This is a genomic window from Allobosea sp. 2KB_26 (assembly GCF_052115715.1).
Classification (GTDB): Bacteria; Pseudomonadota; Alphaproteobacteria; order Rhizobiales; family Beijerinckiaceae; genus Allobosea.
In genome coordinates this window covers 1-25,499 of record NZ_JBFRHE010000033.1, presented here as the reverse complement: position 1 = coordinate 25,499, position 25,499 = coordinate 1, and the positions used below count along the sequence as shown (strand labels likewise).

The 25,499-nt window shown below is 62.4% G+C and carries 29 protein-coding genes; 12 read left to right on the top strand and 17 right to left on the bottom strand.

Going from position 1 to position 25,499, the window contains the following annotated elements; all coding sequences use genetic code 11:
* From AB4099_RS34110 to AB4099_RS34085, 6 genes are all read right to left on the bottom strand, one after another.
* Window positions 1–407 (bottom strand): ATP-binding cassette domain-containing protein (locus AB4099_RS34110; RefSeq protein WP_441481359.1); only part of this gene is annotated, 407 nt, incomplete at its 3' end.
* Between the two features lie 20 nt (window positions 408–427).
* The gene (locus AB4099_RS34105; RefSeq protein ID WP_441481358.1) at window positions 428–1,804 is read right to left on the bottom strand and encodes an amino acid ABC transporter permease; all 1,377 of its coding nucleotides are present in this window, start codon (window positions 1,802–1,804) and stop codon (window positions 428–430) included.
* Window positions 1,805–1,814: 10 nt separating this feature from the next.
* Window positions 1,815–3,008, bottom strand: a complete 1,194-nt coding sequence (locus AB4099_RS34100; protein ID WP_441481357.1) for an amino acid ABC transporter permease — start codon at window positions 3,006–3,008, stop codon at window positions 1,815–1,817.
* Between the two features lie 135 nt (window positions 3,009–3,143).
* Complete coding sequence (locus AB4099_RS34095) at window positions 3,144–4,166, bottom strand: amino acid ABC transporter substrate-binding protein (RefSeq protein ID WP_113519070.1); 1,023 nt, start codon at window positions 4,164–4,166, stop codon at window positions 3,144–3,146.
* 159 nt (window positions 4,167–4,325) lie between these two features.
* Window positions 4,326–5,348: an amino acid ABC transporter substrate-binding protein gene (locus tag AB4099_RS34090; protein WP_441481356.1), complete on the bottom strand. Its 1,023-nt coding sequence runs from the start codon at window positions 5,346–5,348 to the stop codon at window positions 4,326–4,328.
* A 156-nt stretch (window positions 5,349–5,504) separates the two neighbouring features.
* Complete coding sequence (locus AB4099_RS34085) at window positions 5,505–6,530, bottom strand: amino acid ABC transporter substrate-binding protein (protein WP_441481355.1); 1,026 nt, start codon at window positions 6,528–6,530, stop codon at window positions 5,505–5,507.
* A 262-nt stretch (window positions 6,531–6,792) separates the two neighbouring features.
* Between AB4099_RS34085 and metC the strand changes: the two genes are divergently transcribed.
* Together metC and AB4099_RS34075 are read left to right on the top strand one after the other, a co-directional pair.
* Window positions 6,793–7,983, top strand: a complete 1,191-nt coding sequence (gene metC, locus AB4099_RS34080; RefSeq protein ID WP_113519072.1) for a cystathionine beta-lyase — start codon at window positions 6,793–6,795, stop codon at window positions 7,981–7,983.
* Window positions 7,980–8,873, top strand: a complete 894-nt coding sequence (locus AB4099_RS34075; RefSeq protein WP_441481354.1) for a transporter substrate-binding domain-containing protein — start codon at window positions 7,980–7,982, stop codon at window positions 8,871–8,873. Before metC ends, AB4099_RS34075 begins: the two co-directional genes overlap by 4 nt.
* Here the strand turns inward: AB4099_RS34075 and AB4099_RS34070 are convergent.
* The 4 genes from AB4099_RS34070 to AB4099_RS34055 form a co-directional block, all read right to left on the bottom strand.
* Window positions 8,770–9,114 carry a lipid-A-disaccharide synthase N-terminal domain-containing protein gene (locus AB4099_RS34070; RefSeq protein WP_113519074.1) on the bottom strand — a complete coding sequence of 115 codons (345 nt, stop codon included), beginning with the start codon at window positions 9,112–9,114 and terminating at the stop codon, window positions 8,770–8,772. The genes AB4099_RS34075 and AB4099_RS34070 overlap by 104 nt on opposite strands.
* On the bottom strand, window positions 9,114–9,863 hold the full coding sequence (locus tag AB4099_RS34065; RefSeq protein ID WP_441481353.1) for a glycosyltransferase family 2 protein: 750 nt from the start codon (window positions 9,861–9,863) through the stop codon (window positions 9,114–9,116). The genes AB4099_RS34070 and AB4099_RS34065 overlap by 1 nt, the downstream gene beginning before the upstream one ends.
* Window positions 9,864–9,927: 64 nt before the next feature.
* The gene (locus AB4099_RS34060; RefSeq protein ID WP_441481352.1) at window positions 9,928–11,616 is read right to left on the bottom strand and encodes an ArnT family glycosyltransferase; all 1,689 of its coding nucleotides are present in this window, start codon (window positions 11,614–11,616) and stop codon (window positions 9,928–9,930) included.
* Between the two features lie 450 nt (window positions 11,617–12,066).
* Window positions 12,067–12,282, bottom strand: coding sequence for an alkylphosphonate utilization protein (locus AB4099_RS34055; protein WP_113519076.1), 216 nt, complete (start codon window positions 12,280–12,282; stop codon window positions 12,067–12,069).
* 234 nt (window positions 12,283–12,516) lie between these two features.
* Between AB4099_RS34055 and AB4099_RS34050 the strand changes: the two genes are divergently transcribed.
* Genes AB4099_RS34050 through AB4099_RS34025 form a run of 6 tightly spaced genes read left to right on the top strand, consistent with a single transcriptional unit; the run spans window position 12,517 to window position 15,978 of the window.
* Complete coding sequence (locus AB4099_RS34050) at window positions 12,517–14,481, top strand: DNA cytosine methyltransferase (RefSeq protein WP_441481351.1); 1,965 nt, start codon at window positions 12,517–12,519, stop codon at window positions 14,479–14,481.
* Window positions 14,482–14,484: 3 nt separating this feature from the next.
* The gene (locus AB4099_RS34045) at window positions 14,485–14,694 is read left to right on the top strand and encodes a hypothetical protein (protein WP_441481350.1); all 210 of its coding nucleotides are present in this window, start codon (window positions 14,485–14,487) and stop codon (window positions 14,692–14,694) included.
* On the top strand, window positions 14,691–15,125 hold the full coding sequence (locus AB4099_RS34040) for a hypothetical protein (RefSeq protein WP_441481349.1): 435 nt from the start codon (window positions 14,691–14,693) through the stop codon (window positions 15,123–15,125). The genes AB4099_RS34045 and AB4099_RS34040 overlap by 4 nt, the downstream gene beginning before the upstream one ends.
* Window positions 15,118–15,324 (top strand): hypothetical protein, encoded by a 207-nt coding sequence (locus AB4099_RS34035; RefSeq protein ID WP_441481348.1) that lies wholly within the window; start codon window positions 15,118–15,120, stop codon window positions 15,322–15,324. The genes AB4099_RS34040 and AB4099_RS34035 overlap by 8 nt, the downstream gene beginning before the upstream one ends.
* The gene (locus tag AB4099_RS34030; protein WP_441481347.1) at window positions 15,314–15,532 is read left to right on the top strand and encodes a hypothetical protein; all 219 of its coding nucleotides are present in this window, start codon (window positions 15,314–15,316) and stop codon (window positions 15,530–15,532) included. The genes AB4099_RS34035 and AB4099_RS34030 overlap by 11 nt, the downstream gene beginning before the upstream one ends.
* Entirely contained in the window at window positions 15,529–15,978 is a 450-nt protein-coding gene (locus AB4099_RS34025; RefSeq protein ID WP_441481346.1) for a hypothetical protein, read from the top strand. Before AB4099_RS34030 ends, AB4099_RS34025 begins: the two co-directional genes overlap by 4 nt.
* Before the next feature lie 267 nt (window positions 15,979–16,245).
* Here the strand turns inward: AB4099_RS34025 and AB4099_RS34020 are convergent, their stop codons facing one another.
* From AB4099_RS34020 to AB4099_RS34010, 3 genes are all read right to left on the bottom strand, one after another.
* Window positions 16,246–17,490: an RNA-guided endonuclease InsQ/TnpB family protein gene (locus AB4099_RS34020; RefSeq protein ID WP_441481345.1), complete on the bottom strand. Its 1,245-nt coding sequence runs from the start codon at window positions 17,488–17,490 to the stop codon at window positions 16,246–16,248.
* 847 nt (window positions 17,491–18,337) lie between these two features.
* Window positions 18,338–19,024, bottom strand: coding sequence for an SOS response-associated peptidase (locus AB4099_RS34015; RefSeq protein WP_441481344.1), 687 nt, complete (start codon window positions 19,022–19,024; stop codon window positions 18,338–18,340).
* A gap of 4 nt (window positions 19,025–19,028) precedes the next feature.
* A complete protein-coding gene (locus AB4099_RS34010; RefSeq protein ID WP_441481343.1) occupies window positions 19,029–19,412 on the bottom strand; it encodes a hypothetical protein in 384 nt (127 codons plus the stop codon).
* A gap of 645 nt (window positions 19,413–20,057) precedes the next feature.
* Between AB4099_RS34010 and AB4099_RS34005 the strand changes: the two genes are divergently transcribed.
* A complete protein-coding gene (locus AB4099_RS34005) occupies window positions 20,058–20,252 on the top strand; it encodes a hypothetical protein (protein ID WP_441481342.1) in 195 nt (64 codons plus the stop codon).
* A 178-nt stretch (window positions 20,253–20,430) separates the two neighbouring features.
* Here the strand turns inward: AB4099_RS34005 and AB4099_RS34000 are convergent, their stop codons facing one another.
* The 3 genes from AB4099_RS34000 to ligD all read right to left on the bottom strand — a co-directional run bounded on the left by AB4099_RS34000 (window position 20,431) and on the right by ligD (window position 22,499).
* On the bottom strand, window positions 20,431–20,676 hold the full coding sequence (locus AB4099_RS34000; RefSeq protein ID WP_441481341.1) for a DUF982 domain-containing protein: 246 nt from the start codon (window positions 20,674–20,676) through the stop codon (window positions 20,431–20,433).
* Between the two features lie 75 nt (window positions 20,677–20,751).
* Complete coding sequence (locus AB4099_RS33995) at window positions 20,752–21,081, bottom strand: hypothetical protein (protein ID WP_441481340.1); 330 nt, start codon at window positions 21,079–21,081, stop codon at window positions 20,752–20,754.
* Window positions 21,082–21,497: 416 nt separating this feature from the next.
* Window positions 21,498–22,499: a non-homologous end-joining DNA ligase gene (gene ligD, locus AB4099_RS33990; protein ID WP_441481339.1), complete on the bottom strand. Its 1,002-nt coding sequence runs from the start codon at window positions 22,497–22,499 to the stop codon at window positions 21,498–21,500.
* Between the two features lie 320 nt (window positions 22,500–22,819).
* Between ligD and AB4099_RS33985 the strand changes: the two genes are divergently transcribed.
* Genes AB4099_RS33985 through AB4099_RS33975 form a run of 3 tightly spaced genes read left to right on the top strand, consistent with a single transcriptional unit; the run spans window position 22,820 to window position 24,887 of the window.
* The gene (locus AB4099_RS33985; protein WP_441481338.1) at window positions 22,820–23,257 is read left to right on the top strand and encodes a hypothetical protein; all 438 of its coding nucleotides are present in this window, start codon (window positions 22,820–22,822) and stop codon (window positions 23,255–23,257) included.
* Window positions 23,254–24,333: a helix-turn-helix domain-containing protein gene (locus tag AB4099_RS33980; RefSeq protein WP_441481337.1), complete on the top strand. Its 1,080-nt coding sequence runs from the start codon at window positions 23,254–23,256 to the stop codon at window positions 24,331–24,333. Before AB4099_RS33985 ends, AB4099_RS33980 begins: the two co-directional genes overlap by 4 nt.
* 23 nt (window positions 24,334–24,356) lie before the next feature.
* A complete protein-coding gene (locus AB4099_RS33975; RefSeq protein ID WP_441481336.1) occupies window positions 24,357–24,887 on the top strand; it encodes a hypothetical protein in 531 nt (176 codons plus the stop codon).
* Between the two features lie 113 nt (window positions 24,888–25,000).
* Here the strand turns inward: AB4099_RS33975 and AB4099_RS33970 are convergent.
* Window positions 25,001–25,499, bottom strand: a 499-nt coding sequence (locus AB4099_RS33970) for a DUF1214 domain-containing protein (protein ID WP_441481335.1), incomplete at its 5' end; no start/stop codon positions are given.

The following is a 25,499-nucleotide window of genomic DNA, read 5'->3' as shown; positions in this document are numbered from 1 at the left end:
TCGGCATCCTTCTTCGGCATCTTGCGCACCCAGATCGGGGCCAGCGTCAGGTTCTCCAGGATCGTCAGATGCGGGAACAGGTTGAAGTGCTGGAAGACCATGCCGACATCGCGGCGGATCTCGTCGATCTTCTTCAGGTCATTGGTCAGCTCGGTGCCGTCGACGATGATCTGGCCCTTCTGGTGCTCCTCGAGCCGGTTGATGCAGCGGATCATCGTCGACTTGCCCGAGCCGGACGGCCCGCAGATCACCAGCTTCTCGCCGCGGGCGACCTTCAGGTTGATGTCGCGCAGCACATGGAACTCGCCATACCACTTGTTGACCCCGATCATCTCCACGGCCGTATCCGTGTTCAGGGACGTCTGCTTCAGCGCCGCCGGACGCGTCGAGATGTTGCTCTCTGCCATTGCCATGTTCTTGGTCTCCCTCAACGTCTTTGGCCGGCGGCAAGTCGGCGTTCGACCGAAATCGAATAGCGCGACATGCCCCAGCAGCACAGGAAATAGAAAATCGCGGCGAAAGCATAGCCCGTCGCGCGTGTCGTCGGCGTCGCCCAGGTCGGATCGACCAGGGTCGCCTCGATGGTCCGCAGGAAGTCGAAGATGCCGACGATGGTGACCAGCGTCGTATCCTTGAACAGCCCGATGAAGGTGTTGACGATGCCCGGGATCACGATGCGCAACGCCTGCGGCAAGATGATCAGGCGCATCATGTTCCAGTAGCCGAGGCCGAGCGACATCGCCCCCTCATACTGCCCCTTCGGGATGGCCTGCAGGCCGCCACGAATGACCTCGGCCATATAAGCGGCCGCAAAGAGGGCGACGCCGACCAGCGGGCGCAGCAGACGGTCGGGCGACCATTCCTGCGGCACGAAGAGCGGCAGCATGGTGTTGGCCATGAACAGCACGGTGATCAATGGCACGCCGCGCACGAACTCGATGAAGATCACCGAGAGCAGCTGGATGATCGGCAGGCGGGAGCGCCGTCCCAGCGCCAGCACGACACCGAGCGGCAGCGAGAACACGATGCCGACCGCCGCGATCAGGAAGGTCACCGTCATGCCGCCCCAGAGACCGGTATCGACCCGAGGCAGACCGACACTCTGGTCCAGAATGGCGATGAGGCCAAAGGCGACAAGAGCCATCAGGATCAGCCGCTTGGGCCGATAGAAACGCTTCCAGGGCGGCAGTTCATGCTCGACTGCGAGTTGTGCGGCTCCGGTGTAGAAGCCCAACAGCGAAGGCGCGAATGACAGCACCATGTACACCGCCGCCAGGGCGACCGTGGCGATGATCAGATAGCGCAGGAGATTTTGCGCTCCGGGACCGCCAAGCAGCAGGATATAGGCGCTGATTGGCAGCAGCACGAAGAAGAAGAAGGCACCGAGCTTCTTCAGCGGGGCGTTGTTCCAGAGCAGCCACACGACGCCGAGCGCGAACATCGCGAAGACGATGTTGACGCGCCAGCGCTGGGTGACCGGGTAGGAGCCGTAGACGAAGTACTGGAAGCGGTCGGCCACATAGGCCCAGCACGCGCCGACCGGCCGGCCGACCTTCTCGGCAAGGCAGGCGTCACGGTTCGAGCCGGTCCAGACCGCATCGAGGAAGTAGAAGCGGATGATCTCCGGCAGGCTGGTGACGACGATATAGGCACAGACCAGCGTCAGAATCGTGTTGACCGGCCCTGAGAAGAGGTTGGCCCGGACCCAGGCGAGCGGCCCTGCCACGGAGAGCGGAGCTGCCTCCTGCGGCAGGGTTTCGCGGCGGACGAAGAAGGCGGCGTTCTCGGTGGTTGCATCGGTCATCGGGGCGCCCTCACCGTTCCACCAGCGCCATGCGCTTGTTGTAGATATTCATGAACAGCGAGGTGACGAGAGAGATCGTCAAATAAACCGCCATGGTGATGGCAACGACCTCGACCGCCTGCCCCGTCTGGTTCAGCACCGTGCCGGTGAAGACCTGGACGAGATCGGGATAGCCGATGGCCACTGCCAGCGACGAGTTCTTCGTCAAATTCAGATAGTTCGAGGTCAGCGGCGGGATGATCACGCGCATCGCCTGTGGGATCACCACCAGTTTCAGCGTCGCCCCCGGCCGCAGGCCGAGCGCATGGGCGGCTTCCGACTGTCCCTTGGAGACGGCGAGAATGCCTGCACGGACGACCTCGGCAATGAAGGCTGCGGTGTAGGTCGTCAAGCCGACCAGCAGAGCAACGAATTCCGGGAAGATCTGGATGCCGCCGCGCAGGTTGAAGCCGGCGAGCTCGGGATAGATGAAAGTGATCGGCCGGCCCATCAGGAGATAGACGAAGAAGGGCAGCACGACGACGAGACCGAGTGCGATCCAGCCAACCGGGTACTGCTTGCCGGTCGCCTCCTGCTGCTTGCGGGCCCAATAGCGGAAGGTGATCGCGCCGACGAGGCCAAGCAGGAAGGTCAGGACGATCAGGCTGCCGCCGGGCTCGAGTTGCGGATCGGGCAGATAGAGGCCGCGGTTATTGAGCAGGATGCCGGCCGGAAGTTCGATCGACTGGCGCGGGTTCGGCAGTGGTTTGAGCACCGCGTTGTACCAGAAGAACAGCTGCAGCAGCAGCGGCAGGTTCCGGATGACCTCGACATAGACCATGGCGATCTTGGCGAGGATCCAGTTGCTGGACAGGCGCGCCACACCGACGAAGAAGCCGAGGAAGGTCGCCAGCACGATACCGATCGAGGCGACGAGCAGGGTATTCAGCAGGCCAACCCAGAAGGCCTGCCCATAGGTCGAGCCCGAGGCGCTGAAGGGGATCAGCTTCTGGTTGACGTCGAAGCCGGCGGCGTTGTGCCAGAAGCCGAAGCCCGAGGCGATCTTCTGCGCCCGGAGGTTCTCGATGGCATTGGAGGCGGCCGAGTAGATGAGGAACCCGACGACGGCCAAGAGGGCAAGCTGATAGACATAGCCTCGAATCTTCGGATCGTAGAGCAGTGAGGCCTTGCCCGGTTGGACCGGCTCCGTCGGTATGGTCGTCACGTGTCACGCCCTTCTTGTTCTTGGGTGGCGGCCGGTGGTCCGGCGATGCCCGCCTCGAGCGTCGCCTGCCGTCTTCTTGTCCGTGCCGTTCGGCGGTAGCGGGCGCTGCGCGGCGGGCGCCGCGCAGCGCGGATATCAGCGGATCGGCGGCGCGTATTGCAGGCCGCCCTTGGTCCAGAGCGCATTCTGGCCACGAGCGATCTTCAACAGCGAGTTGGCGCCGACGTTCCGTTCGAAGGATTCACCGTAGTTTCCGACATGCTTGACGATGCGGACGACCCAGTCGTTGCTCAGGCCGACAGCCTCGCCGAACTTGCCTTCGGTGCCGAGCAAGCGCTTGATCTCCGGGTTCTCGGATTTGAGCATCTCGTCGAGATTGGTCTTGGTCACGCCGAGCTCCTCGGCGTTCAGCATGGCGAAATGGGTCCACTTGACGATATCGAGCCAGGTATCGTCGCCATGGCGCACGACGGGGCCGAGCGGTTCCTTGGAGATGATTTCCGGCAGGACGATATGGTCGGTCGGGACCCCGAGTTTCAGGCGCTCGGCATAGAGGCCGGATGCATCGGTCGTGAAGGCGTCGCAGCGGCCCGATTCATAAGCCTTGATCGTCTCGTCGGCGCTCGCAAAGGCGACGACCTCGTATTTCAGTTTGTTGGCACGGAAGAAGTCCGCGAGATTGAGTTCCGTCGTCGTGCCCTGCTGGGTGCAGACGGAGGCGCCCGCCAGCTTCAGGGCTGAATCGATTCCGAGCTTCTTGCGGACCATGAAGCCCTGCCCGTCATAGTAGTTCACGCCCGCGAAGTTCAGGCCGAGCGACGTGTCGCGCGACATCGTCCAGGTCGTGTTGCGCGAGAGCAGGTCGACCTCGCCGGACTGCAGGGCAGTGAAGCGGTCCTTCGACGAAAGCGGGATGAATTTGACCTTGGCCGGATCATTGAAGACAGCAGCCGAAATGGCGCGGCAGAGATCGACGTCGAGGCCGCTCCAATTGCCCTGAGCATCAGGGATACCGAAGCCCGCAAGGCCAGGGCCGACACCGCAAATCAATTGCCCCCGGCTCTTCACCTGAGCCAGCAGCCCCGTTTGGGCCTGCGCTCCGCCCGCGAAAGCAGCGGTTGCTGCGACGGCGAGCGCTGCACTGACAAACCTGTTCATTATTATGTCCCCTGTTGCCGGAACGGGTTTTTCCCGTTCTCGAACCTTGCAAGTCTCGGACCAGATTTTTGGGTCCGACCGTACGTCCTTTCAGCGCGCCTCCGTCTTCAGCATCAGTCGATTAGGCGGAGGCAAGAATGCCCCCGCCTCGTCTTTTGTTCAACGCACCGGGGGAGCGTATTGCAGTCCGCCCTTGGTCCACAATGCATTCTTTCCGCGGGCGATTTTCAGGATCGATCCTGATCCGACATTCGCCTCGAAGGACTCGCCGTAGTTGCCGACCTGCTTGACGATCCGATAGGCCCAATCCGCGCTGAGGCCGATCGCTTCTCCAAACTTGCCCTCGACCCCAAGCAACCGCCGAACCTCCGGATTGGTCGATTTCACCTGCTCATCGGCATTGGCCTTGGTGATACCGAGTTCCTCCGCATTGAGCATGGCGAAATGACTCCATTTCACCAGGTTGAACCACTGCATGTCGCTGCTGCGCACGACCGGGCCCAATGGCTCCTTGGAGATGATCTCTGGAAGCACGATATGTTCGTCGGGCGCCTCGAATTTCAGCCGTTGCGCATAGAGAGCCGAGGAATCGTCGCTGAAAGCGTCGCAGCGACCTGCTTCATAGGCCTTGATCGTCTCGTCACCTGTGTTGAAGGCCACAACCTCGTACTTCATGTTGTTGATGCGAAAGAAATCCGCCAGATTCAGTTCGGTCGTGGTGCCCTGCTGGGTGCAGATCGAAGCGCCACCCAGCTTCAGCGCCGAATCGACGCCGAGCTTCTTGCGGACCATGAATGCCTGTCCGTCATAGTAGTTCACCGTCGAAAAGCTCAGGCCAAGCGCGGTATCGCGAGACATCGTCCAGGTGCTGGTCCGTGAAAGCAGGTCAACCTCGCCTGCTTGCAGGGCCGTGAACCGGTCCTTTGACGAGAGCGGCACGTATTTGACTTTGCTCGGATCGTCGAAGATCGCCGCAGCGACCGCCCGGCACAGATCGACGTCCAGGCCTGTCCATTTCCCCTGAGCGTCCGGGACACCGAAACCGGCCAAGCCCGGGCTGACGCCGCAATTCAGCTGCCCGCGATTCTTGACCTGCGCCAAGGTGGTGGTTTGCGCCTGGGCAGCGCCCGCCGCGCAGAGCATGAGGCCTGTGGCCACAACCGCAGTTACGGTCCGATTCATCTGTGTACTCCCAGGTTCCGAAGCAGGTTCGTCCCGCTCTCGATCATCTTGTCGGCTGGGAGCCAGATATTATGCCGTTTGTCGCAGGCTTCATGGCATGGACGGCGCTTTAGAGCGGGCCTCGGCTGATGCCGAGGCCCGCATGTCTAGCGGCGCTCAGCGAACCGGCGGAGCGTATTGCAGGCCGCCCTTGGTCCAGAGGCCGTTCTGGCCACGGGCGATCTTGAGGAGCGAGCCCTGGCCGACGTTCTTCTCGAAGGATTCGCCGTAATTGCCGACCTGCTTGACGATCCGATAGGCCCAATCGGGCGTCAGGCCGATGGCTTCGCCGAACTTGCCCTCGGTTCCGAGCAGACGCTTGATCTCGGGGTTGGAGGACTTCAGCATCTCGTCGACATTCGCCTTGGTCACGCCGAGCTCTTCCGCGTTCAGCATGGCGAAATGCACCCACTTCACCAGATTGAACCATTGGGCGTCGGTGTTGCGGGTTGCCGGTCCGAGCGGCTCCTTGGAGATGATCTCGGGCAGAACCATGTGATCATCGGGCGCAGTGAGCTTCAGGCGCTCGGCATAGAGGCCAGACGCATCCGTGGTGAACGCATCGCAGCGGCCAGCGTCATAAGCCTTGACCGTCTCGTCCGAGGAGGCGAAGGCGACGACTTCATACTTCAAGTTGTTGGCGCGGAAGAAGTCCGCGAGATTGAGCTCGGTCGTGGTGCCCTGCTGGGTGCACACCGACGCGCCGGAGAGCTGAAGAGCCGAGGTGACGCCGAGCTTCTTGCGGACCATGAAGCCCTGGCCATCGTAATAGTTCACGCCGGTGAAGAGCAGGCCGAGCGCGGTGTCGCGCGACATCGTCCAGGTCGAGTTGCGCACGAGCACGTCGACTTCGCCGGACTGCAGAGCCGTGAAACGGTCTTTGGCAGACAGCGGAATGAACTTGACCTTGGTCGGGTCATTGAAGATCGCGGCCGAAATCGCGCGGCAGTAATCGACATCGAGGCCCTGCCAGTTGCCCTGAGCGTCCGGCACGCCGAAGCCAGCAAGGCCGGTATTCGAGCCGCAGTTGAGGATGCCGCGGGACTTGACCTGCGCCAGCGTCGCGGGCGCCTGGGCCGTTGCCACCGTAGCGGTCATCGCGAGGCCCAGCCCCGCGATCGCAACTGCCATGAACTTTTTCATCGAACTCTCTCCCGTTGAGGTCTCCCGGCTGGCCGCAGCCAGCGGGCAGTCTTCAGTTGCGTCGCCAGTGGGAGTGCGCGCCCCACTTGTTGCCCATATATTGAGCGACGTTCCCCTGCGTCGATTGCCAGAGCAGCGCATGTGCGTCAAGCAAGGGACCCTTTCCTGGAACGCATCTATCCACCCCTTGCATCACATGCGACTTTCAAAATGTGGTCAAGCCTGACTGCCTCGATCAGGACCTCCCTCCAGCGCCGGCTCCATGAAAAAACTGTCTCCTTCCGCGTTCGCGCAGCTTCGCGAAAAGACCCGCCTCGCCCTTGCCGGCCGGGACCCCGCCGACAGCTACGGCTTCGTCAATCCGCCGATCGTGCGCGGCTCGACCGTGATCTACCCGAACATGGAGGATTTCCTGGCGCGCAAGGCCCGCTACACCTATGGCACGCAAGGGAATCCGACGATCGATGCGCTGATCGCCGCGCTCAACACCATGGAAGGCGGCGCGGGAACCGTCGTCTGCCCATCAGGCCTGCTCGCCTGCACCCTGCCCATGCTCGCGACCCTGTCCTCCGGCGATCACTTCCTGGTCACTGACAGCGTCTATCGGCCGACGCGTCATTTCTGCGACAAGGTCCTGCCGCGCATGGGCGTCGAGGTCACCTATTATGACCCGGCGGCCGGCGCCGATATCGCAAAGCTGTTCAAGCCGAATACCAGGGCGGTCTGGACCGAGGCTCCGGGCTCGCAGACCTTCGAGATGCAGGACATCCCGGCCATCGTCACTGCTGCCCATGCCAGCGACATCCTGGTGCTGATGGACAACACTTGGGCGACACCGCTGTTCTTCGATTCGCATAAATTCGGGGTCGATCTCTCGATCCAGGCCGGCACGAAATATTATGCCGGCCATTCCGACGTGCTGATCGGCACGATCTCGGCCCGTACCCCCGAACTCTACAGGCAGTTGCGCGAGACCTGGGAACTGCTCGGCGTGATCATCGCGCCCGAGGATGCATTCCTCACGCTGCGCGGCATCCGCACGATGCATATCCGCCTGAAGGAACAGATGCCTGCGGGTATCGAGATGGCCAATTGGTTCGCCGCCCGCCCCGAGGTGGCGCGCGTGATGCATCCTGCCCTGCCGAACGATCCGGGCCACGATCTGTGGAAGCGCGATTTCACCGGCGCCTCCTCCCTGTTCGCAATCGAGTTGAAGCCGGTGGCGCAGAAGGCTGTCGGCGCAATGCTCGACGGGCTTACCTTGTTCGGGATGGGGGCCTCCTGGGGCGGCTATGAAAGCCTCGCCCTCCCCTTCGACTGCAAGGGCTATCGCACGGCAACGGAGCCTGATTTCAAGGGACCGACCATCCGCTTCCATATCGGACTGGAGGATCTCGAAGACCTCAAGGACGACCTCGATGCCGGTTTTGCCCGTCTCAGGGCAGCGGCGTGATTCCAAGGGCCAGGGCGGCGACGCGCGAGGCGATCATCTTCGCCTATCTCGATGAGCCGCCCTTCTGCTGGCCTGGCCCCGATGGCGGCGCGCTCGGCAGCGATGTCGAGCTGGTGACGGCGGCCTCGCGGGCGATCGGGATCGTCTCGGTCGAGATGCGCCTGACCAGCTTCTCCGAGTTGCTGCCGGGGCTTGTCGATGGGCGCTGGGCAATCACCACGCCGCTCTTCGTCACGCCGGAGCGGCAGAGAAGCGTCGATTTCAGCCGGCCGGTCTGGGCGCTGAGCGACGGACTGCTCGTCAGGCGCGGTGATGAAGATCGGTTCTGCAGTTACGAGGCGCTGGCGCAGGATGGAAGCGCCCGCCTCGTTGTGGTCGCCGACCAGGTCCAGGAACAGTCGGGTCTCGCGGCCGGTATCCCGCGAGACCGCGTCTTGCGTGTTGCAACCCAGCAAGACGCCGTGCAGGCGGTCAGGGATCGACGGGCGGAGGCCTATGCCAGCGTCGCCATGGCGCATCGTGGCTTCCTCGGTCACACTCCCGATCCCGCCCTTGCCATCGTGCCGGTGGCCGCCGAAGCGAAGGACAGAGAACCTGCAAAGGGCGCCTTTGCCTTTGCCAAATCGCAGGCGGATCTGCGGACCCGGTTCAATCAGGCTCTCGACGGGCTGATCGGCAGCGATTGGCACCGCGCCATGATGGCGCGATACGGCTTCGCAGCCAGTGATTTCGAAGTCGATGAGACCATCGGCCCGAAGACCGCAACGCACTCTTCGGGCCGATGCGTTAGCCCGGACCGGCGTTCGTATCCTCGCCCCTCGCCCTGGCGCGCAGGACGAATTGCAGGTTGCGGCAGTAGACGAACAGTCCGAAGCCCTGCCCGAGAATGAAGACCGGGTCACGGCGGTAAAGCGCATAGACCAGCAGCAGGGCTCCGCCGCCGATCGAGAACCACCAGAAGGTCATCGGCACGACCGACCGCTTCGCCTTCTCGCTGGCCAGCCACTGCACCACGAAACGCATCGTGAAGAGCGCCTGCGCCACGACGCCGAGCAGAACCCACCAGTCGATATTGTTCACGAAGACGTCGTGAAAATATTCGCCGATCATTTGCTGAAGGTCGATCAGCATCAGAGCGTCTCCGGCACGATCTGCGGCACGCGCTTGCGACGGCGGATCAGCCACCAGACGCCGGCGAGATCAAGAATACCGACCCAGAGCCGGTCGAAGAAGCCATAATTGGAGACACCGGTCAGGCGCGAGCGATCGCGCACATCGACATGCGTCACCTGGTAGCCCTCCCGCACCATCAAGGCCGGCATGAATCGGTGCAGCGCATCGAAATAGGGCAAGGCGAGATAAGCTTCGCGGCGAAAGCATTTCAGCCCGCAACCCGTGTCGCGGGTGCCGTCCTTGAGAATGCGGCCTCGGACACCGTTGGCGATGCGCGATTGCCATTTCTTGAAACCGGTATCCTTGCGTCCGACCCGCTGGCCCTGAACGAGCCCGGCCTGCAATCCGGCCTTGTGCAGGGCCTCGACCATTGCGGGAATGAAAGCCGGGTCGTTCTGGCCATCGCCATCCAGCGTCACCACGACCGGCGCCCGGGCGTGGCGGACACCGGTGCGGACTGCCGCGCTCTGCCCGCAGGATTGTTCGTGGCGGATCGCACGCAGCCAGGGGCGCGTCGCGCCGAGCTCGCTCAGCGCGGCCGCTGTGCCATCGGTCGAACCGTCATTGACATAGATCACCTCGAAGGCGCCGAGCGTTTGGCAAGCAGCCTCAATGTCGGCCAGCAACGGCCCGATATTGCCGACTTCGTTGCGAACGGGCACGACGACGCTGAGTTGCGGCAAGGCGATGGGTTGGGTCTCGGTCACGAAAGCTTCATCCGGGAAAACGGCGCGCAAACTGCGTCAAGCGCGCAAACAGGGCAAGCAGGTTTCACTGTCGCGCGAAAACGGCCATCTCGAGCCGCTTGCCGCCATTGAGATTAAAGCCAGGAATCGAGGTGACGAGACGTGGCGTGATCCCGGCAGCAGCGACGCCGGCCCGGAACTCCGCTTCGAAACGTTTCTCGACGAGCGCGATCCGACAGCCGGGCTGTTTCAGGAAGTCGGCAGCTGCCGCACCGTTCGCCCCCATGGCAAGATCGGTCCCGGTCAGGAAGACGAGGCTCGGCTCGCGATAACCGACCGTCATCACTGCGGGATCGGTACAGCCTACCGCCCGGACGGCTTCCGCCAGACGGGGCGAGAGCTTGAGCGAACGCAAGCTCTCGATCGCAAAGCCGTAGACGCCGATCGAGAGCAGGAGGCTCGCGAGGACGCAGCGCCAGAGCGCCCCCTCCAGATCACCTCGTCGGAACGCCATGACGACACGCCAGGCCACGAACAACGCCAGGGCGAAAACCGGAAGCGCGAGATAGGGTACGGTGCGATCCAGCGTCCAATTGGCATAGATGATGACGCCGACAAGCGCCGTCGGGACCAGGAGAACCAGCGCCGCAGTCGCCGTCGCGCCACGCCGAAGGCGATCGATGCCGCCATTGACCATCGCCAGCAGCAACAGCGCCGTGACTGCCGGATAGAGCGGCAGAACGTAATGCGGCAGCTTGGTCGGCACCGCCTCGAAGACGATCCAGGACGGCACGATCCAGGCCAGCAGGAAGATGATCTGCGGCTCGCGGCGACGCATCCAGGCGAAGGGAATCGCCATCGCGGCGAAAGCAGCGGCCGGCCAATAGGTGCCGAAGAAGATCAGCATATAGAGTCCGGGCGGCCCCCAGTGCTTCTCCTGGCCCTCCGCGACCTTGCCCAGCATGTCGTTGCCGACGCTGGCCGTGAAGAAGCTGCCGCCGGTCTTCCAGGCGATCGCCAGGAACCAGGGCAGCACAACGAGCAGGCAAAGCAGCAGCCCCCAGGACGGACGCAACGATGAGAACCAACGCCAGGAGCGCTCGCGGATACATAGCACGATGGTGGCGAGCCCCCAGACCATCGGCACGATCGGCCCCTTGATCAGCAGGGCAATCGCCGTCGCGCCCCAGAAAACCAGCCAGTTCCGGCGATCCGGCACGAAAGCGAGCGATCGGGTCCAATCCAGCCACGCGCGCGCCAATGCCCCCATCGTCGCCACAGCGCAGGCTGCGAGCACCGCGTCGGTCTTGGCGATCCGGGCTTCGACGCCGAGCAACACCGCAGCGGCCATCAGAGCCCCGCCGAGCAGCGCCACGCCCGGGCTGAAGAAGGCAAGCAGCGCCCAATAGGTCAGCAGCACCGTGGCAACCGCGCCGATGAGCGACGGCACGCGATAGAGCCAGATCTGGTGGCGAGGGTCCTGGACACCCAGCGCCTCGCCAGCGGTTACAGCCGCACTCTGCAGCCAATAGATCCCGACCGGCTTCTTGTGCCGCGCCTCCTGCTGGAAGCGGATATCGACGAAATCGCCACTCTCGAGCATCTGCTTGCTCGCCTGGGCGAAGCGCGGTTCGTCGCGATCGAGCGGCTGGAGGCTCGTGAACCCCGGCAGGAACGCAGCAAGGGAGAGCAGAAGCAGGAAGGCGCAGGCGCGCCAATGGCTGGCCGATGCGAAGGTGGAGATACGGTCAAACACGGGCCGGAGCGAAAGCATTGTCCATCCTCGCGACCGGCCAGGTCGCGTTCATCGCAGGCATGAATGTCGCAAGGCCAAGTATCGACCCAGGGCGCCGCCGGCATGGCGGGGCTTTCGGGCGCGATCAAGGCAAAACGGCCCGCGTCCCGGCGACGCACGCCGTTTACGACGCCACCTCCCCTGCTGCAAGCCAAACGCAGGATATCCCTTGCGGGCGCCGCGACCGCGATCCGGGAGGAGCAGTTGCGACCAGGCTTCCCTGGCAGCACTCTGCATCGGGCTCTGGCTGCTTGCCCCGCCCTTTCGCAGCCTTTCGTCCTCATCGGCCGGGTGATCTTCGACCCGCGATGGGTCGGGGCTGTCGATGCCGGCGGCTCCACGGACTACGGCAACGATGCCCTGCGGAATGGGGCGAAGATCCGGAGATTAGGAAACGCGGAAAAGAAGGTTGAACCCTTCGGGCCAGCGTCAGGCCTTCTTCAGGAATTCCGTTCTGAGCACGAGTCCCTTCACCTTTTCGGCGTTGCACTCGATCTCATCCTCGCTGCCGGTCAGGCGGATGTTCTTGACCAGAGTGCCGCGTTTCAAGGTGACGGAGGTCCCCTTCACCTTGAGATCCTTGATCAGGGTCACGGAATCGCCGTCCTTCAGGACATTGCCGTTGCTGTCCTTCACATCGCTCATCACGGGGATCCAGTCTGCGCAATTCTTGGTGGATCTCAGCGCGTCCCGCGCCTGCGATCGATAAGGAGTGGCGAGCCCGGCAGGATTCGAACCTGCGACCAGCAGCTTAGAAGGCCTCAGAGAATCGAGCGAACTCGGTTCCTATTCTCACATGTTCTCGGTTTTGCCCAGCATTGAGACTGTTGGGGAATTTCCGGATGTCAGAATGGCGATCTCGCGCGAGGCGAGGTCGTGATGGGGGGCCTGATCATCGATAGCTTCGCCGGCGGCGGCGGGGCGAGCCTCGGCATTGAGTGGGCGCTCGGCCGCTCTCCGGACATCGCGATCAACCACGATGCGGCTGCGCTTGCGATGCACGCGGCGAACCATCCGAAGACGCTGCACCTGACCGAGAACATCTGGAAGGTCGACCCTCTGGCGACGACCAAGGGCCGGCCTGTCTTCCTGCTGCACGCCTCGCCAGATTGTCGTCATCATTCGAAGGCCAAGGGCGGCGTTCCGGTCTCACGCTCCGTGCGCGGCCTGGCCGATGTCATCCTGGTCTGGGCGGAGGTGGTGAAGCCTCAGATCATCACCCTCGAGAATGTAGAAGAATGGAAGCAGTGGGGCCCGCTCGGCGAGGACGATAAGCCCTGCCCCTACCGGAAAGGCATGGAGTTCGCGCGCTGGGTGCGCCGGCTCGAGGCGCTCGGATACACGGTCGAGTGGGCAGAGATCCGCGCGAGCGACTTCGGCGCGCCGACGATCCGCAAGCGGCTCTTCCTAGTTGCGCGACGCGATCGGAAGCCGATCCTCTGGGCCGATCCGACCCACGGCTCGCCGGCGACGATCCCGGTCCAGATGGGCGAGCGTCAGGTTTGGCGCACCGCTGCGGCCGATGTCATCGACTGGTCCATCCCCTGCCCTTCGATCTTCCTGGCGAAGGTCGACGCCAAGGCCATGGGCCTCAACATCGTCCGGCCGCTGAAGCCGAAGACGCTGGCGAGGATCGCGCGCGGCTTCAAGCGGTACGTGCTGGATCGGCCTGACCCGTTCATCGTGGTCTGCAATCACAGCGGTGAGGGCTTTCGCGGCCATTCGATCGACGAACCCATGAAGACGGTCACGGCCTCCCGGGATGCCGTCGGGTTGGTCTCCCCCTTCATGACGAAGTTCAGGACCGGGGCGACGGGCCAGCCGATCGACGAGCCGGTCCCGACTGTCACCGCCAACAGCTTCATCAAGCGTCCCGGCGGCGCAGCGCCGCTCGGCGTGGTTACGCCCTTCCTGTCGCATGCGCAGCAAGGCGGCCGGTCGCGTCCGGCTGACGCGCCGGCTCATACCATCACCGCAAGCACGAAGGACCAGAACCAGGTCGTCACCGGCTTCCTCGTGCCGCGCTATGGCGAGCGGCCCGGCCAGGAGCCGCGCGCCCGAAGCGTGGAAGAGCCAGCGCCGGTCGTAGTGCCAACCGGAAACGGTGGCGATCTCGCGGCCGTCTACCTCGCGCAGCAGAACACCGACATGGTCGGCCATGACGTCCGCAGGCCGCTGTCGACGATCGTCGGAAAGGCGAGCACGCAAACTCCGGTCTTCGCCTACCTGTCGACCCTGCAGAACAATGCGGTCGGCCAGGTGCCGGAGGCTCCGCTCAGCACGATCATGACGTCGGGCGCGCACCACGCTGTCGTGACGCCGTTCGTCCAGTCTTACTATTCGATGGGCAGCCAGGATGCTGCTGCCGACGCTCCACTCCCGACTGTGCCGACCAAAGCGCGCTTCAGCCCTATCGCCGGCGAGCTCGCCCTGCCCCCGCTCGATGACTTCAAGCTCGCCAGGGCGCAGATGGTGGCGCGCTTCCTGTTCGATCACGGCGTCTGGCACAGCCCTGACGAGTTGGTGACGGTCGGGCCCTATATCGTCTGGGATCTCGGCATGCGGATGCTGACGCCGCGCGAACTCGCTCGCGCGCAGGGCTTTCCCGACAGCTACATCCTGGCGGCCCCCCTGCCCGACGGCGGCACTCTCACCGAGACCGCCCAGCGCCATAAGATCGGCAACTCGGTCTCGCCCTACCCCATGGCGGCGCTGATATACGCGAACTGCGTCACGGCGCTCGCGATGGCGGATGTGAAGCGGCGCCGACGCGCACCCGTACCGACCTGGCCTGGCGTGCCGAAGGTCGATGCCCAGACCACCTTCCTCGAAGCCGCGGAGTGACCGATGGCGTTCCCGACCAACTGTGAAACGCCCGCGGCGCGGAAGGCGTTTCTGATCCACTACGCCCGCGTGCTGATGCGGGAATCGGCTGCCCGGCGCGGTTCAGGCTTCAGCCACACGCTTGCCGAGTGGGCAGCAGCGAAAGCCCGCCGAGAGGCCTCATCGATCAGCCAGGCCCCTGCGCAACGCGATCTCTTTGAGGTGACAGCATGAGCACTGACGCCACCCCCGAGAGCGCTATCAGCGAGGCCGCGGGCGTGCCCATGCCGGAGATTGATCTGAAATTTCTGCGAGACAACGCATCGTTCGGTGAACTCCACGGCGGGAACGGCTCGCGCTACCTGCTCGGCGATCGGTCAGACGATGATTACTCCAAGCATCTGGTCGTGGCGCGGCGACCGGCTTGTCGCGATGGTGATGCTGTTCAGCGCTGGGACAACGATGCTGCCTTCATCGCTGCGTGCGTGACCTACGTGCTCGACCGGCTGGAGCCAGTCCGACACTCAGACATTGAGGGCCGCATCCGCCGCTTCTTCGAAACCAACATCGGCGCGACGCGAACGGAATGCGCCGCCGCGCTCCGCATCGATCGTCGGACTGTCTGGAAACATATCAAGAGGATGAGGGAGACCTCCAATGGATGAAACCGAAACACCAAGCTTGTACGCCTGCGCGGTGGAATTGGCCGCGCGAGTTGCCGAGCTGGAGGGGGCGCTGAAGGAGTGCTCGCACTTCGTGATCAGCCCGCTCCGCTTGTCGAATGATGAGGAAGAGGCCGAGCGTCGCAAGGCAATCTACGAACGCGCCGCCCGCGCCCTCACAGGAGGCAGCAATGGGCGGTAAGTCGGCGAAGGCCGAGGCTAAGCGCTGGATCCGCGAACATTGGGCAACCTTCATTCGGCTGTCTGATCCGCCCGCCGACCATGCAGGCGCGAAGGTTCCTGCCCTCGCCCTGACGCTTTGGCCGCAAGAGTGCCAGCGGATCGCCCAGCAAATCGATGGCAGCTCCGCTCTGGACCGCGCCCTCCAGCATCAAGGAGACAACTCATGATCGACGAACGCCCCGTCCTCATGGCGGTCTTGCATCACTTCGGGCCGAAGGGGCTGAAGCAGGTGATCGACAGTGTGCCTGAGGCAGAGGCTATTCTCGGCAAACCCGCGACCTCCCCGTCCTCTCTCGCGGATGCCAACCTTAAAATAAGCCAGACCGGAGTGACGCAGGAGGGCGTCGAGTATGTGGTCGTGCGCAAAGACGCGAGCGACGGCCTGCTGATGAGCATGGCTATCCGATACGACCACGGCTTGGGCGTGCCTGGCTACTACGACCAGCCCGTCTTTGGAGCAGAGAATGTCGGGCACCAGAAGCGACTGGACGCCACCATGCGGGCGATGCGGCAGCTTCACGAGGAAGTTGTCGGCGCCGGTTTCTATCACCCCGACAGGGAAGCCGACTACCGCGCCATGACCTCCCCCGAAGCCCTCGAGGCAGGGGTGTAGCCATGCTGGTCCAACTCAAAGGGCGCGACGCCGATCGTTACCGGGCGTGGCTCGCCCACTACGAGCGACGCGGCGCCGTCACATTTGTCGAACGGACGGACTCATTCTTTCGCGCAAGGAGAGGCGAATGGCCGCGCCCATGAAGCACGACATCCCGGTGCTGGTGCAATGCCTGCGGTCTGCGGCGGATAGCCGGTGCTACCCGGCCGCAGCTGCCTCTCTGCTCCTCCGCGAAGCCCCCTCTGCCCTGTCCGCGAACGGAGGGAATTAACATCTTCCCCGCAGTGAACCGCGGGGATTTTCGGCGGGTAAGAGCCCGCTTCCGGTTCGCACTTCGTCGGAGAGCTGATGCCCGTCCTCCATGCGCATAGACGCCGTGTTCCGGCGCAGGATGTTGATCGCAGCGTTGTGGTCGGCATGGGCGCGGAAGCCGCATTCGGTGCAGGCAAATACCGCTTGGCTTTCGCGGCTTTGCCTGTCCACGGTTCCGCAGGCCGAACAGGTCTGCGAGGTATAGGCGGGATCGACAGTTACGAGTATCCCGCCGCGCTCTTCGAGCTTGTAGGCTAGCAGCGTTTCAAAGCCGAACCAGCCTTGGTTCAGGATCGAGCGATTAAGCCCGGCCTTTTGCCGGACCCCGCGGCCCGGCTCTTCAATCGTTCCTCGGGCCGAGGCTGTCATGTTCCTGATCTTCAGATCTTCGACAACTACGGCCCCGAAGCGCTGGGCGATGTGTAGGGCCGCCTTGTGCTGCCAGTCGCGCCTGATCCTGGCGCGGCGGGCAGCCAGCCGGGCACAGCGTTGCAACTGGCGCCTATGCCGGGTCGAGCCTCGCTTGCGCCGAGCCAGGACGCGCTGCGCCGCACGGTGTCGCCGCTCGATCGCTTCAAGGCTTGGCGGCACCGACAAACGCTCGCCCGTGGACAGTACCAGCGTGTTCACAACACCGCGGTCGGCTCCTACCGAAGGACAGATGTTGATCGGCGCGTTGTGCGCGATCTCGCAGGTGAAGCTGATGTGCCAGCCGAGTGCATCGAGCACGACGGTGGCGTTCTTCACCGTGCCGCGCATCGGCCTGGTGTCGCGGAACTTGACCCAGCCGATCTTCGGCAGGCGCACCGCCGACCATTTGCCGTTCAGCCGCTCTGTCGCGACCTCACGGCCCTGGAAGCGGAAGGCGTCGTTGACGCCTTTCTTGCGCGTGGATGGATAGCGCGCCCGGCCAGCGAAGAAATGGCCGAAGGCGCGGTCAAGGTCACGCAGCGCCTGCTGCTGGCAGGTTTGTGAGACCGCTCCGATCCAGTCATAGGCCGAGCGCAGCGCCGTCAGCTCGCGACACTGCGCAGTATAGTTCAACCGAGCCCCCGTCTCTCGCTCGTACTGTCGGTACCAATCGCGGCGCTGCTCCAGCGCCAGATTGTAGACTAGCCGACAAACGCCCGCGAACTGCCGAAACAGGACCTCCTGATCGGCGTCCGGTTTCATCTTATAGCGGAAGCCGCGGACTAGCATTGCTACGATTCTACAAGCATCCTGTATGAGAACAAGGGTATTTCGGGGCATCGCGGGATGTTTAAGGGCCTCTCCGACACTCGACTGGCTATCGTCATCCTGGCGTTGATCGCTACGGCGATATGGCGCTGGTGGACGGGGCGGTTGGGCTAGCCGTCGAGCCACCTTTCCTTGACCGCCCTAGCAAACGGAACCCGCGCCTGGATAGTGGGTCAGTTTGAAATCGCATGCCTGTAGGTGACATACCTGCAATATTAGTATAGCATTCCGGCCTGGTTATGGAGGAAGTTGTGCAAGTCACTGGGTGGCTTCTCATTGCCGGCTTAATTGGTTCAGGGCCTGCTGTTTCTGCTGAGACGCCGAAACTTAAATTGGCAATCGGACCTACAGAACTTAACCTATGCCTTATCGAGGCATCCAAGAAATTCTACCAATGCGAAGAAGCATGTAAGCACAACTATCCAGTCAACGGTGCTGATTACAACCAGTGCCGTAATTTTTGTCAGGAACAAGAAATATTCGGGCGTCGTTGGTGTTTCCAGAATGATCCATCGATGCCCAAGTGAAATAGGTTATATGACAAACCCCAAGCGCCCGCGCGACGTGAACCAGTTGGCGAAGTCTGTCGTCGATATGGCCGAGCGGAGCGGGTGAAGACCGGGTTCAGTCGTCGACCGCGAAGCGCGTCAGCCGCGCCGGGCAGTGTGGTGGCCCGGCACGGCCCCCTCGCTTCCAGAGCAGAAGTGTTTAGCGGCACGCTCGACCGAGGTGATGGCAATGGCCAGTCCGGGCTTGTCCGTCATGACCGAGACCGGTGGGTGAAACCACAGTCGCGCCGTGGCCCCTCCTAAAACAGCGTCTCCTTGAACGGCTCGGCCGTGGCCGGGTCGTCGTCTCCGATCCCGGTCTTGTTCATCCGCTGCGAGACGATCCATTCGCGCAGTTCCTGCGGCGGCTGGATCAGCAATTCCTTGCCGCCCGAGCCATCAAGCCACGCCTCGAAGTCTCTAGGAAGCAGCGTCGCCGGCATGCGGTTGTGGATCTCGGACATCCATTTGTTCGCGTCGCGAGTGATGATCGTGCAGGTGGTGATCTCCTCGCCGGTCTCGGGGTTGGTCCAGGCTTCCCATAAGCCGGCGAAACCGAGCAGCCCGCCATCAGCCGCATTGATGAAGTGCGGGGTCTTGTCGCCCTTCTCGCCCGTCCATTCGTAGAAGCCGCTCGCCGGGATGATGCAGCGGCGTTTCACATAGGCTGACCGAAACATGGCGCTGGAATCGACCGTCTCGATCCGCGCGTTAAATGTCGCGCCGGATTCGTTCGCCTTCTTCTTCCACCAGCCAGGGATCAAGCCCCAGCGCGCTTTCCTGAGGACGCGATTGCCTTCCCCATCCCGAACGATGATGTCGACCTCAGTTGTCGGCGCGATGTTGTAGCGAGCTCGCAGGTTCGGCCGCTCTACCGGCACCGTCAGCGGCTGGCTGAAGGCGACGATCTCCTCCCACGAATACGCCTGGCTGAAACGACCGCACATCCCGCTACTCCTCGCCTATCCGCTTCCGCCGCTCGATCTCGCGAGGCTCGGCAGGGAGCAGATCATCCCGCCCGCCCTCGATCACGGTCAAGCCTGACATCGTCGCGGGCAGATCGGGCGGGCGCGTCTTGCCGATGTCCAGGCAATAGCCCCCGCACTTGAACCCGTATTTCTGCGGCTTGCGGATCTCCGCCCGCCAGGCGCAGCGCCCCCTGAACATCTCGAGCAGATCGCCCAGCGTCATGGCAGCGCCGAATTTCTCCGCACAGGCCGCCAGGCCCCCGTCGGCCCAGCGCTTGCAGTAGTCGCAGCGAAAGCGAATGACGATCCATGGATAGTGCCTCAGATCCGTGTCCAGGGTCGGCGGAATGGTTGGCCGGATCGGCATCGGAATAGGACATTTGACTCGCGCTCGAATGAGAACAAAATTAGAACATCCAAGCACCCCGAGGAGTCAAGCCGATGAAGGATCACCGCGCCAATCCGTCGCTCATCGCGGCTGCGCGGCCACGCCGGAAAGCCAGACCGGCATCAGCTGCAGCGAAGAAGTGCAGATGTCGGCCCGCCGACCCGGCCGCCGGCCGCAAGTGGGAGCGCGGAATCGGGCCGCGCAATCGAGTGCCGCCTGCCCCCACCGATGTCCTGTTCTGAACGAGCCCACCGATGACGGGAAATGAGATCGCGATGGGGCTGGGGGCCGCCTGAGATGAGCCGACGCAAGGGCGAGATCACGCCCCGCATGATCGACCGAAGCCACCCGCATCAGGTCCAGATCCCCGTGCCGGATCTGGGGCTGGGACGGGCTCTGGATGCGATGCTGGCATGGAGCCGAGGTCGCGATTATCGGAAGCGGCCATACTCGGCGGGCGGACGTTCGTATTCCCGATTCTGCTTCACCGATCCCGCTGATGCAGATGCCTTCGCCGCGGAATTCGGAGGCGAGCGCCTCCATCTCCAGGGCGGCGCGAAACCCTCTTGAAACCGGCTCGACTCGCGATAGATTTTTGCCGTCAGCCACGGAAGGAGAGATCCGATGACCGCGGTTCCCGAACTTAGACCGGAAACGCCGACCGCCTGCATTACCTGCCATGAAGACTACCGCTACGCGCTTCAGCGCATCGGCGAAATCGAGGATGCAAGGCCCGATACGGTCGAATCCGTCGAACTGGACATGCTCAAAGCCGCAATCGCCTCCTATGAGGCGCGGGAGGTCGAGCGCGTCGGATGACCGGGGATGACGATCGCCTACGACTTCACAATCCCCTGGACGTCTTCAGGGCAGTCGAGCGCGTCGAGCAGCTCACGGGCTGCCTTGAAGACACAGACGAGGAAGCCGAGTTGCGGAGGCTCGTTACGGCGCTTGAGGAATGGCTCAGTGCAAACCCGTACCGGGAATAGCGGCTCGGCTACCCGATGAGGCGACCACACTCCTGTGCGGCCTCCTCGAACGCCTCCCGCGCCTCATCAACGGTCCCGGCACCATTCAGCACTGCCGTGCAGGCGCGCACTGCGTCCTGCCACTTCGGACCCGCACCTATGGCTTTCCAGGCAAGCAAGAACTCTGCAGCTCGTTCGACATGAGAGATAGAATAGGTCACTTCGGGCCGGTCGGCTTGAACGACAACGGGTGGGGTGAACCAGTGCTTCGGCATAGGCCCATCTTGCGCTCACCAATGCCGGAACGCAAAAACGTTCTCCCCGAGCGGCCGGCCTAAACCACAATACGCCTATCGTCCGCCGCGGTTTTCCATCGCTAACGCGTGAAGCTTCTTCGCTGCGACTTCGTCAGTCTCGGATTGATCGATCATCACGCCCAATGCCGCGAGAATGATATCCTTCTTTGTCGCTTCCGGGTGAGCTTTGCGCACGGCCTTTAGCAACTCAGCGGCGTCGCCATAGCTGTGCACCAATCGGCGGAGGGTTAGACCAATCGCATATGGACCGTTCGTCATAAGGCACCCATGAGGCGGTGGGAGGCTTAGGCGGATCGCAGGCTGCTGGCGCAGTACACGGTCGTTGCCGGTGCCTGGGTTCAAGATCATCAGCAGGTTCGCCACCCACTACAATTCCAGCTCGTTCCCGCTCCTGGTTGACCCCCACGCTTCTTGCTGCCTGAGCAATTCGTTCAACAGCTCCTGCTCCCGATTGAGGAGAGCAGCGATGCGTTCTTCGGCCGCAGCGCCATTCGCGACAGCAGCCCGTTGGGTCAAATCCAATATGTTGCGATGCACGAGTGCAATTCGCGCGGCGAGTTTGTCTTTTGGGTCTAACATTTTCACTGCAATCTCCCACCTCACGATGGTTGAAGGCTAGCGTCTGCTCGATCCGGCCACCGACGTCCGGCGGGACGAAAAAAGGCCTCGCCACCCGGAGCTTGAACGACAACCGGCGGGCTCAATCAGAGCATCGGCATGGCGCCCTCCTGCGCTCCCGACCGCCAACGCAAATCGGCGCCCGGCAGTTCCCGAGCATGCTACAAATCATCCAGGCGAAAGACGTTCGCGGCATCGGCGACGTCGCGCAGCACCTTGTACGACGCGTGCCGCAGCTTCTGGTCGGTGGTCCAGCCGCGGAAATCGATCTCAGCCACCAGTGAGGGCGACACCCAGCGTACGCCTTTTCTCGCCAGTTTCAGCGCGGGTTTATCGATCTGGAGCGCGTCGAGCTGCTTCCGCAACGCGGTCGCAGAGCGATCGGTGAACCCCGTCCCGACGCCGCCGACATAGGTCAGCCGGTTGTTCTTCCAGGCCGCGAGCAGCAGCCGGCCGATACCGCCCAATGCCGATGCCGACGGCTCATAGCCGATGATGAAGAACCCTTCCGATTGGATGCATTTGATCTTCCGCCATTCGCCGCCCCGGCCCGATCGATAGGGCGCATCGCGCCGCTTCGCGATGATCCCCTCGAGACCTAACTCGCAGGCGACCGCGAGAAATTCGTCGCCATCGGCGTCAACATCCTCGCTGAAGCGGATCGAGGTATGGGGCTTTATGACGCCCGCGAGCATCTTGCGCCGCTCCTCGCACGGGAGCGGGCGTAGATCGTGACCGTTGAGATAGAGCAGGTCGAAAGCGTACAGGAGCGCCCCGGCGGCAGATCGCTTGCCGCCCCGGCCACCTAGAGCTTGCTGTAGGGCGCCGAAGTCGGAAGCACCGCGGTTATCGAGCACAACGGCCTCGCCGTCCAGGATGGCGCTATCCAGTCCGAGGTCGAGAGCATCGCCCGCGATCGTCGGGAAGCGGTTGGTCCAGTCATGCCCGCCGCGGGTCAAAACCCGAACCGTGCGAGCATCGATATGGATGGCGAGACGATAGCCGTCCCATTTTACTTCATAGGACCAATCGTCGCCGGCCGGAGGCTTGGAAGCGAGCAGAGCGAGGCAGGGCTCGACTCGGTTCGGCATGGGGTCAAATAGCAACTTGCGCTGGCGCGCATCCCGCGCCTTGCTGACCGGCCCACGAACGATCTCGGCCACAGGGCCAACACGCAGGATACGACGCGCGCACACAACTGATACTCCACCACAGGCAGAAAACGCGGGGGCGGCGGCGATCGTTCCGGAGGGAGGCAGGAATAGAAACGGGAATAATTTGACGGACTATTTGTAAAACGCTATTTGAATAGAACTGCAACTGCTGGCGAGTCGAAATGCCCATCCCACTTCAGCAAGCCGTCGAGACCGCCTTGGCCCCGCATGCGGCCTCAATCGTCTCTGTTGTACGGAGCGCATGGTCCGACTGGCTTTCTAGTGGTTACGCCGCGGTCTGGCGGTGCAAACGGAGCCGAGCAAATTTCGTGTGGGAGCAGATCATCGAAGCTGCCCACCGCGAATTTCTCGACGGTGGCATTGTACCCATCAAGGAGAACGAGAGCTTCGGCTTTCTCGTCAATCGCGAGACACTCTTCCGCTTTAAAAAGGCTGACGACGTTGGGTATTCATCCAACGTGCCGACGCAGTTGGCGATGGCCTACCACGACCACGATGTTGACCTGTTTGGCCTTCCTGCTGTGAGCCGCGTCGAAGTCGTTTACCAGCTCAACAGGCTGGAGACGCAAGTCGCGGACATTGCCGTGGTCGCGCGCGATGGCCGGCACGTCGCTTGGTCTTACAGCCTGCTTGACGCGGAACCCGGCGTGGTTGAATTGCCTCTCCCGGTCGCTCCCGTGGAGCCCAGGCGGGCGGTGGTTCGGCCTCGGACAACTGGCAAGAATGGCTCTCAAAGCGCTTCATGACACGGTTCAATGCAGATTTGCTTCGGGTTGCCCGCCAGTCGCGGGGCCTCAGTCAGGCTGAGCTCGCAAACGAGTCGTCAGTATCCCAAGGAGCGATCTCCAAGTTTGAAAATGCACTTGCCGAACCTCCGGCGGAGATGATCGACAAGCTTGGTCGCGCGCTGCACTTTCCCGTTAGCTTTTTTTATGAGCCGGATCGCGTGTACGGCCTGCCAATAAGCGTCCACCCGGGAGCGATGTATCGGAAGAGAGCAAGCGCCGGCCAACGGGATCTAGATCGCCTCGAAGCCGAAATGAACGTTCAAATGTTCAGGCTGCGCAGGCTGCTAAAGTCGGTTGAGCTGGAGCATGAGCTTCCGCTTCCTCGGTTGGATATCGACGAGTTCGGTGGAGACGCTGCGAGGATTGCAGAGCTGACGCGCCGCACGTGGCTCATTCCTAGTGGCCCGGTGCGTGAATTGACCTCATACATCGAGCGCGCCGGATGCATCGTGATCCGAATGGATTTCGAAGGTATGCCGGTGGACGGCGTTACGCTGACGGTCCCCGGGACGCCCCCCTGCATTTTCTTGAATCGTCGCCAGCCTGCCGACCGGCAGCGCTTCACGCTTGCCCACGAGCTTGGGCATATTGTGATGCATCGAGTTCCGTCCCCCGAGATGGAAGAAGAGGCAAACACTTTTGCCGCCTCGCTTTTAATGCCTGCGAAGGATATTCGCCCTTCGCTTGCGTCAGGGGTGACCATTCAGAAACTTGCTGCTCTGAAGCCGGCGTGGAAAGTTTCCATGGGGGCGCTGCTTTATCGGGCAAAAACGCTTGGATGTATTTCGGACAATCAGAGCAGCTATCTTTGGCGTCAAATGAGCATGCTTGGATATAAGCGGATTGAGCCCGTTGAGCTGGATTTTCCTGCAGAGCAGCCAACCGTGGCCGACGATCTATTTCGGGTTCATCTGGAGGAATTGAAGTACACTGAGAGCCAACTCGCGCATGCGATTCATATGCTTGCCGCGGAATTCGATAAGCAACGCGCCGACCCGAAGAAGAAAAAACACTTCCTTTCAGTCGTGAAATAGTGCTGTCGCTGGAGCAGTTGTGAATGGACGGTAGTCAGGAGGACCACGACGAATGGTATCACGATGAAACCGAACCGTGGGCCGACCCCGAGATCCGTTTGGCCTATGAGGCCGCCCTTGGTCCGTTCCTCGTTAGGTTCAACGAGGTTGACGACAGAGTTTCAGCACTTCTCACTCTGATACTGGATAGGCAAAATCAAAGGCATTTGATTGATCGGATTGCCTTCCAAGCTCAGTTTAAGCAGAAGCTTGTCTACCTCGAACTACTTAGCACGCCTCATTCAATTCATGATCTAATTGGCATGGATTTTGTTGAACTGTCTGCGTTGGCCAATGAGCGAAATATCGTGGCTCATGGGCATTTTGATCAGAATCCTTTTGATGGAAATTTTGAACTTAGAGGCCGAGGAAAGCGAAATTCGTTCGATACTGCCAAGTTCATAGAGCTGACCCGGCGTTGTGTTGCCATGGCAGAAAAGCTGGGCGTGGCCACGATGGCATATTGGCTTGACGATATCCGAATAGTTCCAGTTGCACCCGCCCCCAAGGATTGAACGCAAAGAGGCCCGCCACCCCTTTCGGAGCGGCGGGCCAGCCACTTCATGATCTTGGATCTTATCCGTAATCCTGGCCCTGCGCGAGGCTACCAGCGAATGTATCTACGGACCTATGAAACTCGTTTCACGCCGGGTGGCTGCCATGTCCCTTCGCCCGCCGGCAAGATCGACGGCGGCGTTGTCTTCGGCCAATAGAGTCGCATCACGAGATAGATCTTGTCATCCGGCGCCGGAAGCCAGTTGGCTTCCTTGTCGGCACCCGGGCTGTCCTTCTGGATGTAAAGCGTCAGCGAGCCGTCCGCGTCCTTTTTCATCGCCGAAAGCATCGGAGAGTTGATGAGGTAGCGATCGATCGGATTCTTGACCAGGAATTGGCTCTTGCCGTCATACATCGTCACGGACCAGAACGCATTCACCGGCGGCAACTGGCCAGGTGCGAAGGTGATGGTGTATTTGTGCCTGCTGCCGTCCAGCGCCTCACCGGTCGCGTCGGTCCGGGTATAGGGATACATGGCTTCTACGGCATCGTTGCCATAGAGACCGCCCTTGGCGGCGCCAGCCCGCATCAGCCAATCGCCGTTGAAGAAGGCCTCGTCGCCAAAGAACGAG

What these genes read in the sequence shown, in the direction of transcription:
- AB4099_RS33980 (WP_441481337.1), top strand. Translation starts at nt 23,254, where the DNA reads ATGACACGGTTCAATGCAGATTTGCTTCGGGTTGCCCGCCAGTCGCGG.
- AB4099_RS34025 (WP_441481346.1), top strand. Translation starts at nt 15,529, where the DNA reads ATGATCGACGAACGCCCCGTCCTCATGGCGGTCTTGCATCACTTCGGG.
- AB4099_RS34045 (WP_441481350.1), top strand. Translation starts at nt 14,485, where the DNA reads ATGGCGTTCCCGACCAACTGTGAAACGCCCGCGGCGCGGAAGGCGTTT.
- AB4099_RS34095 (WP_113519070.1), bottom strand. Translation starts at nt 4,166, where the DNA reads ATGAACAGGTTTGTCAGTGCAGCGCTCGCCGTCGCAGCAACCGCTGCT.
- AB4099_RS34105 (WP_441481358.1), bottom strand. Translation starts at nt 1,804, where the DNA reads ATGACCGATGCAACCACCGAGAACGCCGCCTTCTTCGTCCGCCGCGAA.
- AB4099_RS34090 (WP_441481356.1), bottom strand. Translation starts at nt 5,348, where the DNA reads ATGAATCGGACCGTAACTGCGGTTGTGGCCACAGGCCTCATGCTCTGC.
- AB4099_RS34050 (WP_441481351.1), top strand. Translation starts at nt 12,517, where the DNA reads ATGGGGGGCCTGATCATCGATAGCTTCGCCGGCGGCGGCGGGGCGAGC.
- AB4099_RS34015 (WP_441481344.1), bottom strand. Translation starts at nt 19,024, where the DNA reads ATGTGCGGTCGTTTCAGCCAGGCGTATTCGTGGGAGGAGATCGTCGCC.
- AB4099_RS34020 (WP_441481345.1), bottom strand. Translation starts at nt 17,490, where the DNA reads ATGCTAGTCCGCGGCTTCCGCTATAAGATGAAACCGGACGCCGATCAG.
- AB4099_RS34060 (WP_441481352.1), bottom strand. Translation starts at nt 11,616, where the DNA reads ATGCTTTCGCTCCGGCCCGTGTTTGACCGTATCTCCACCTTCGCATCG.
- AB4099_RS34070 (WP_113519074.1), bottom strand. Translation starts at nt 9,114, where the DNA reads ATGCTGATCGACCTTCAGCAAATGATCGGCGAATATTTTCACGACGTC.
- AB4099_RS34085 (WP_441481355.1), bottom strand. Translation starts at nt 6,530, where the DNA reads ATGAAAAAGTTCATGGCAGTTGCGATCGCGGGGCTGGGCCTCGCGATG.
- AB4099_RS34000 (WP_441481341.1), bottom strand. Translation starts at nt 20,676, where the DNA reads ATGCCGAAGCACTGGTTCACCCCACCCGTTGTCGTTCAAGCCGACCGG.
- AB4099_RS33975 (WP_441481336.1), top strand. Translation starts at nt 24,357, where the DNA reads ATGGACGGTAGTCAGGAGGACCACGACGAATGGTATCACGATGAAACC.
- AB4099_RS34055 (WP_113519076.1), bottom strand. Translation starts at nt 12,282, where the DNA reads ATGAGCGATGTGAAGGACAGCAACGGCAATGTCCTGAAGGACGGCGAT.
- AB4099_RS34035 (WP_441481348.1), top strand. Translation starts at nt 15,118, where the DNA reads ATGGATGAAACCGAAACACCAAGCTTGTACGCCTGCGCGGTGGAATTG.
- AB4099_RS34040 (WP_441481349.1), top strand. Translation starts at nt 14,691, where the DNA reads ATGAGCACTGACGCCACCCCCGAGAGCGCTATCAGCGAGGCCGCGGGC.
- AB4099_RS34010 (WP_441481343.1), bottom strand. Translation starts at nt 19,412, where the DNA reads ATGCCGATCCGGCCAACCATTCCGCCGACCCTGGACACGGATCTGAGG.
- AB4099_RS34030 (WP_441481347.1), top strand. Translation starts at nt 15,314, where the DNA reads ATGGGCGGTAAGTCGGCGAAGGCCGAGGCTAAGCGCTGGATCCGCGAA.
- metC (WP_113519072.1), top strand. Translation starts at nt 6,793, where the DNA reads ATGAAAAAACTGTCTCCTTCCGCGTTCGCGCAGCTTCGCGAAAAGACC.
- AB4099_RS34005 (WP_441481342.1), top strand. Translation starts at nt 20,058, where the DNA reads ATGACCGCGGTTCCCGAACTTAGACCGGAAACGCCGACCGCCTGCATT.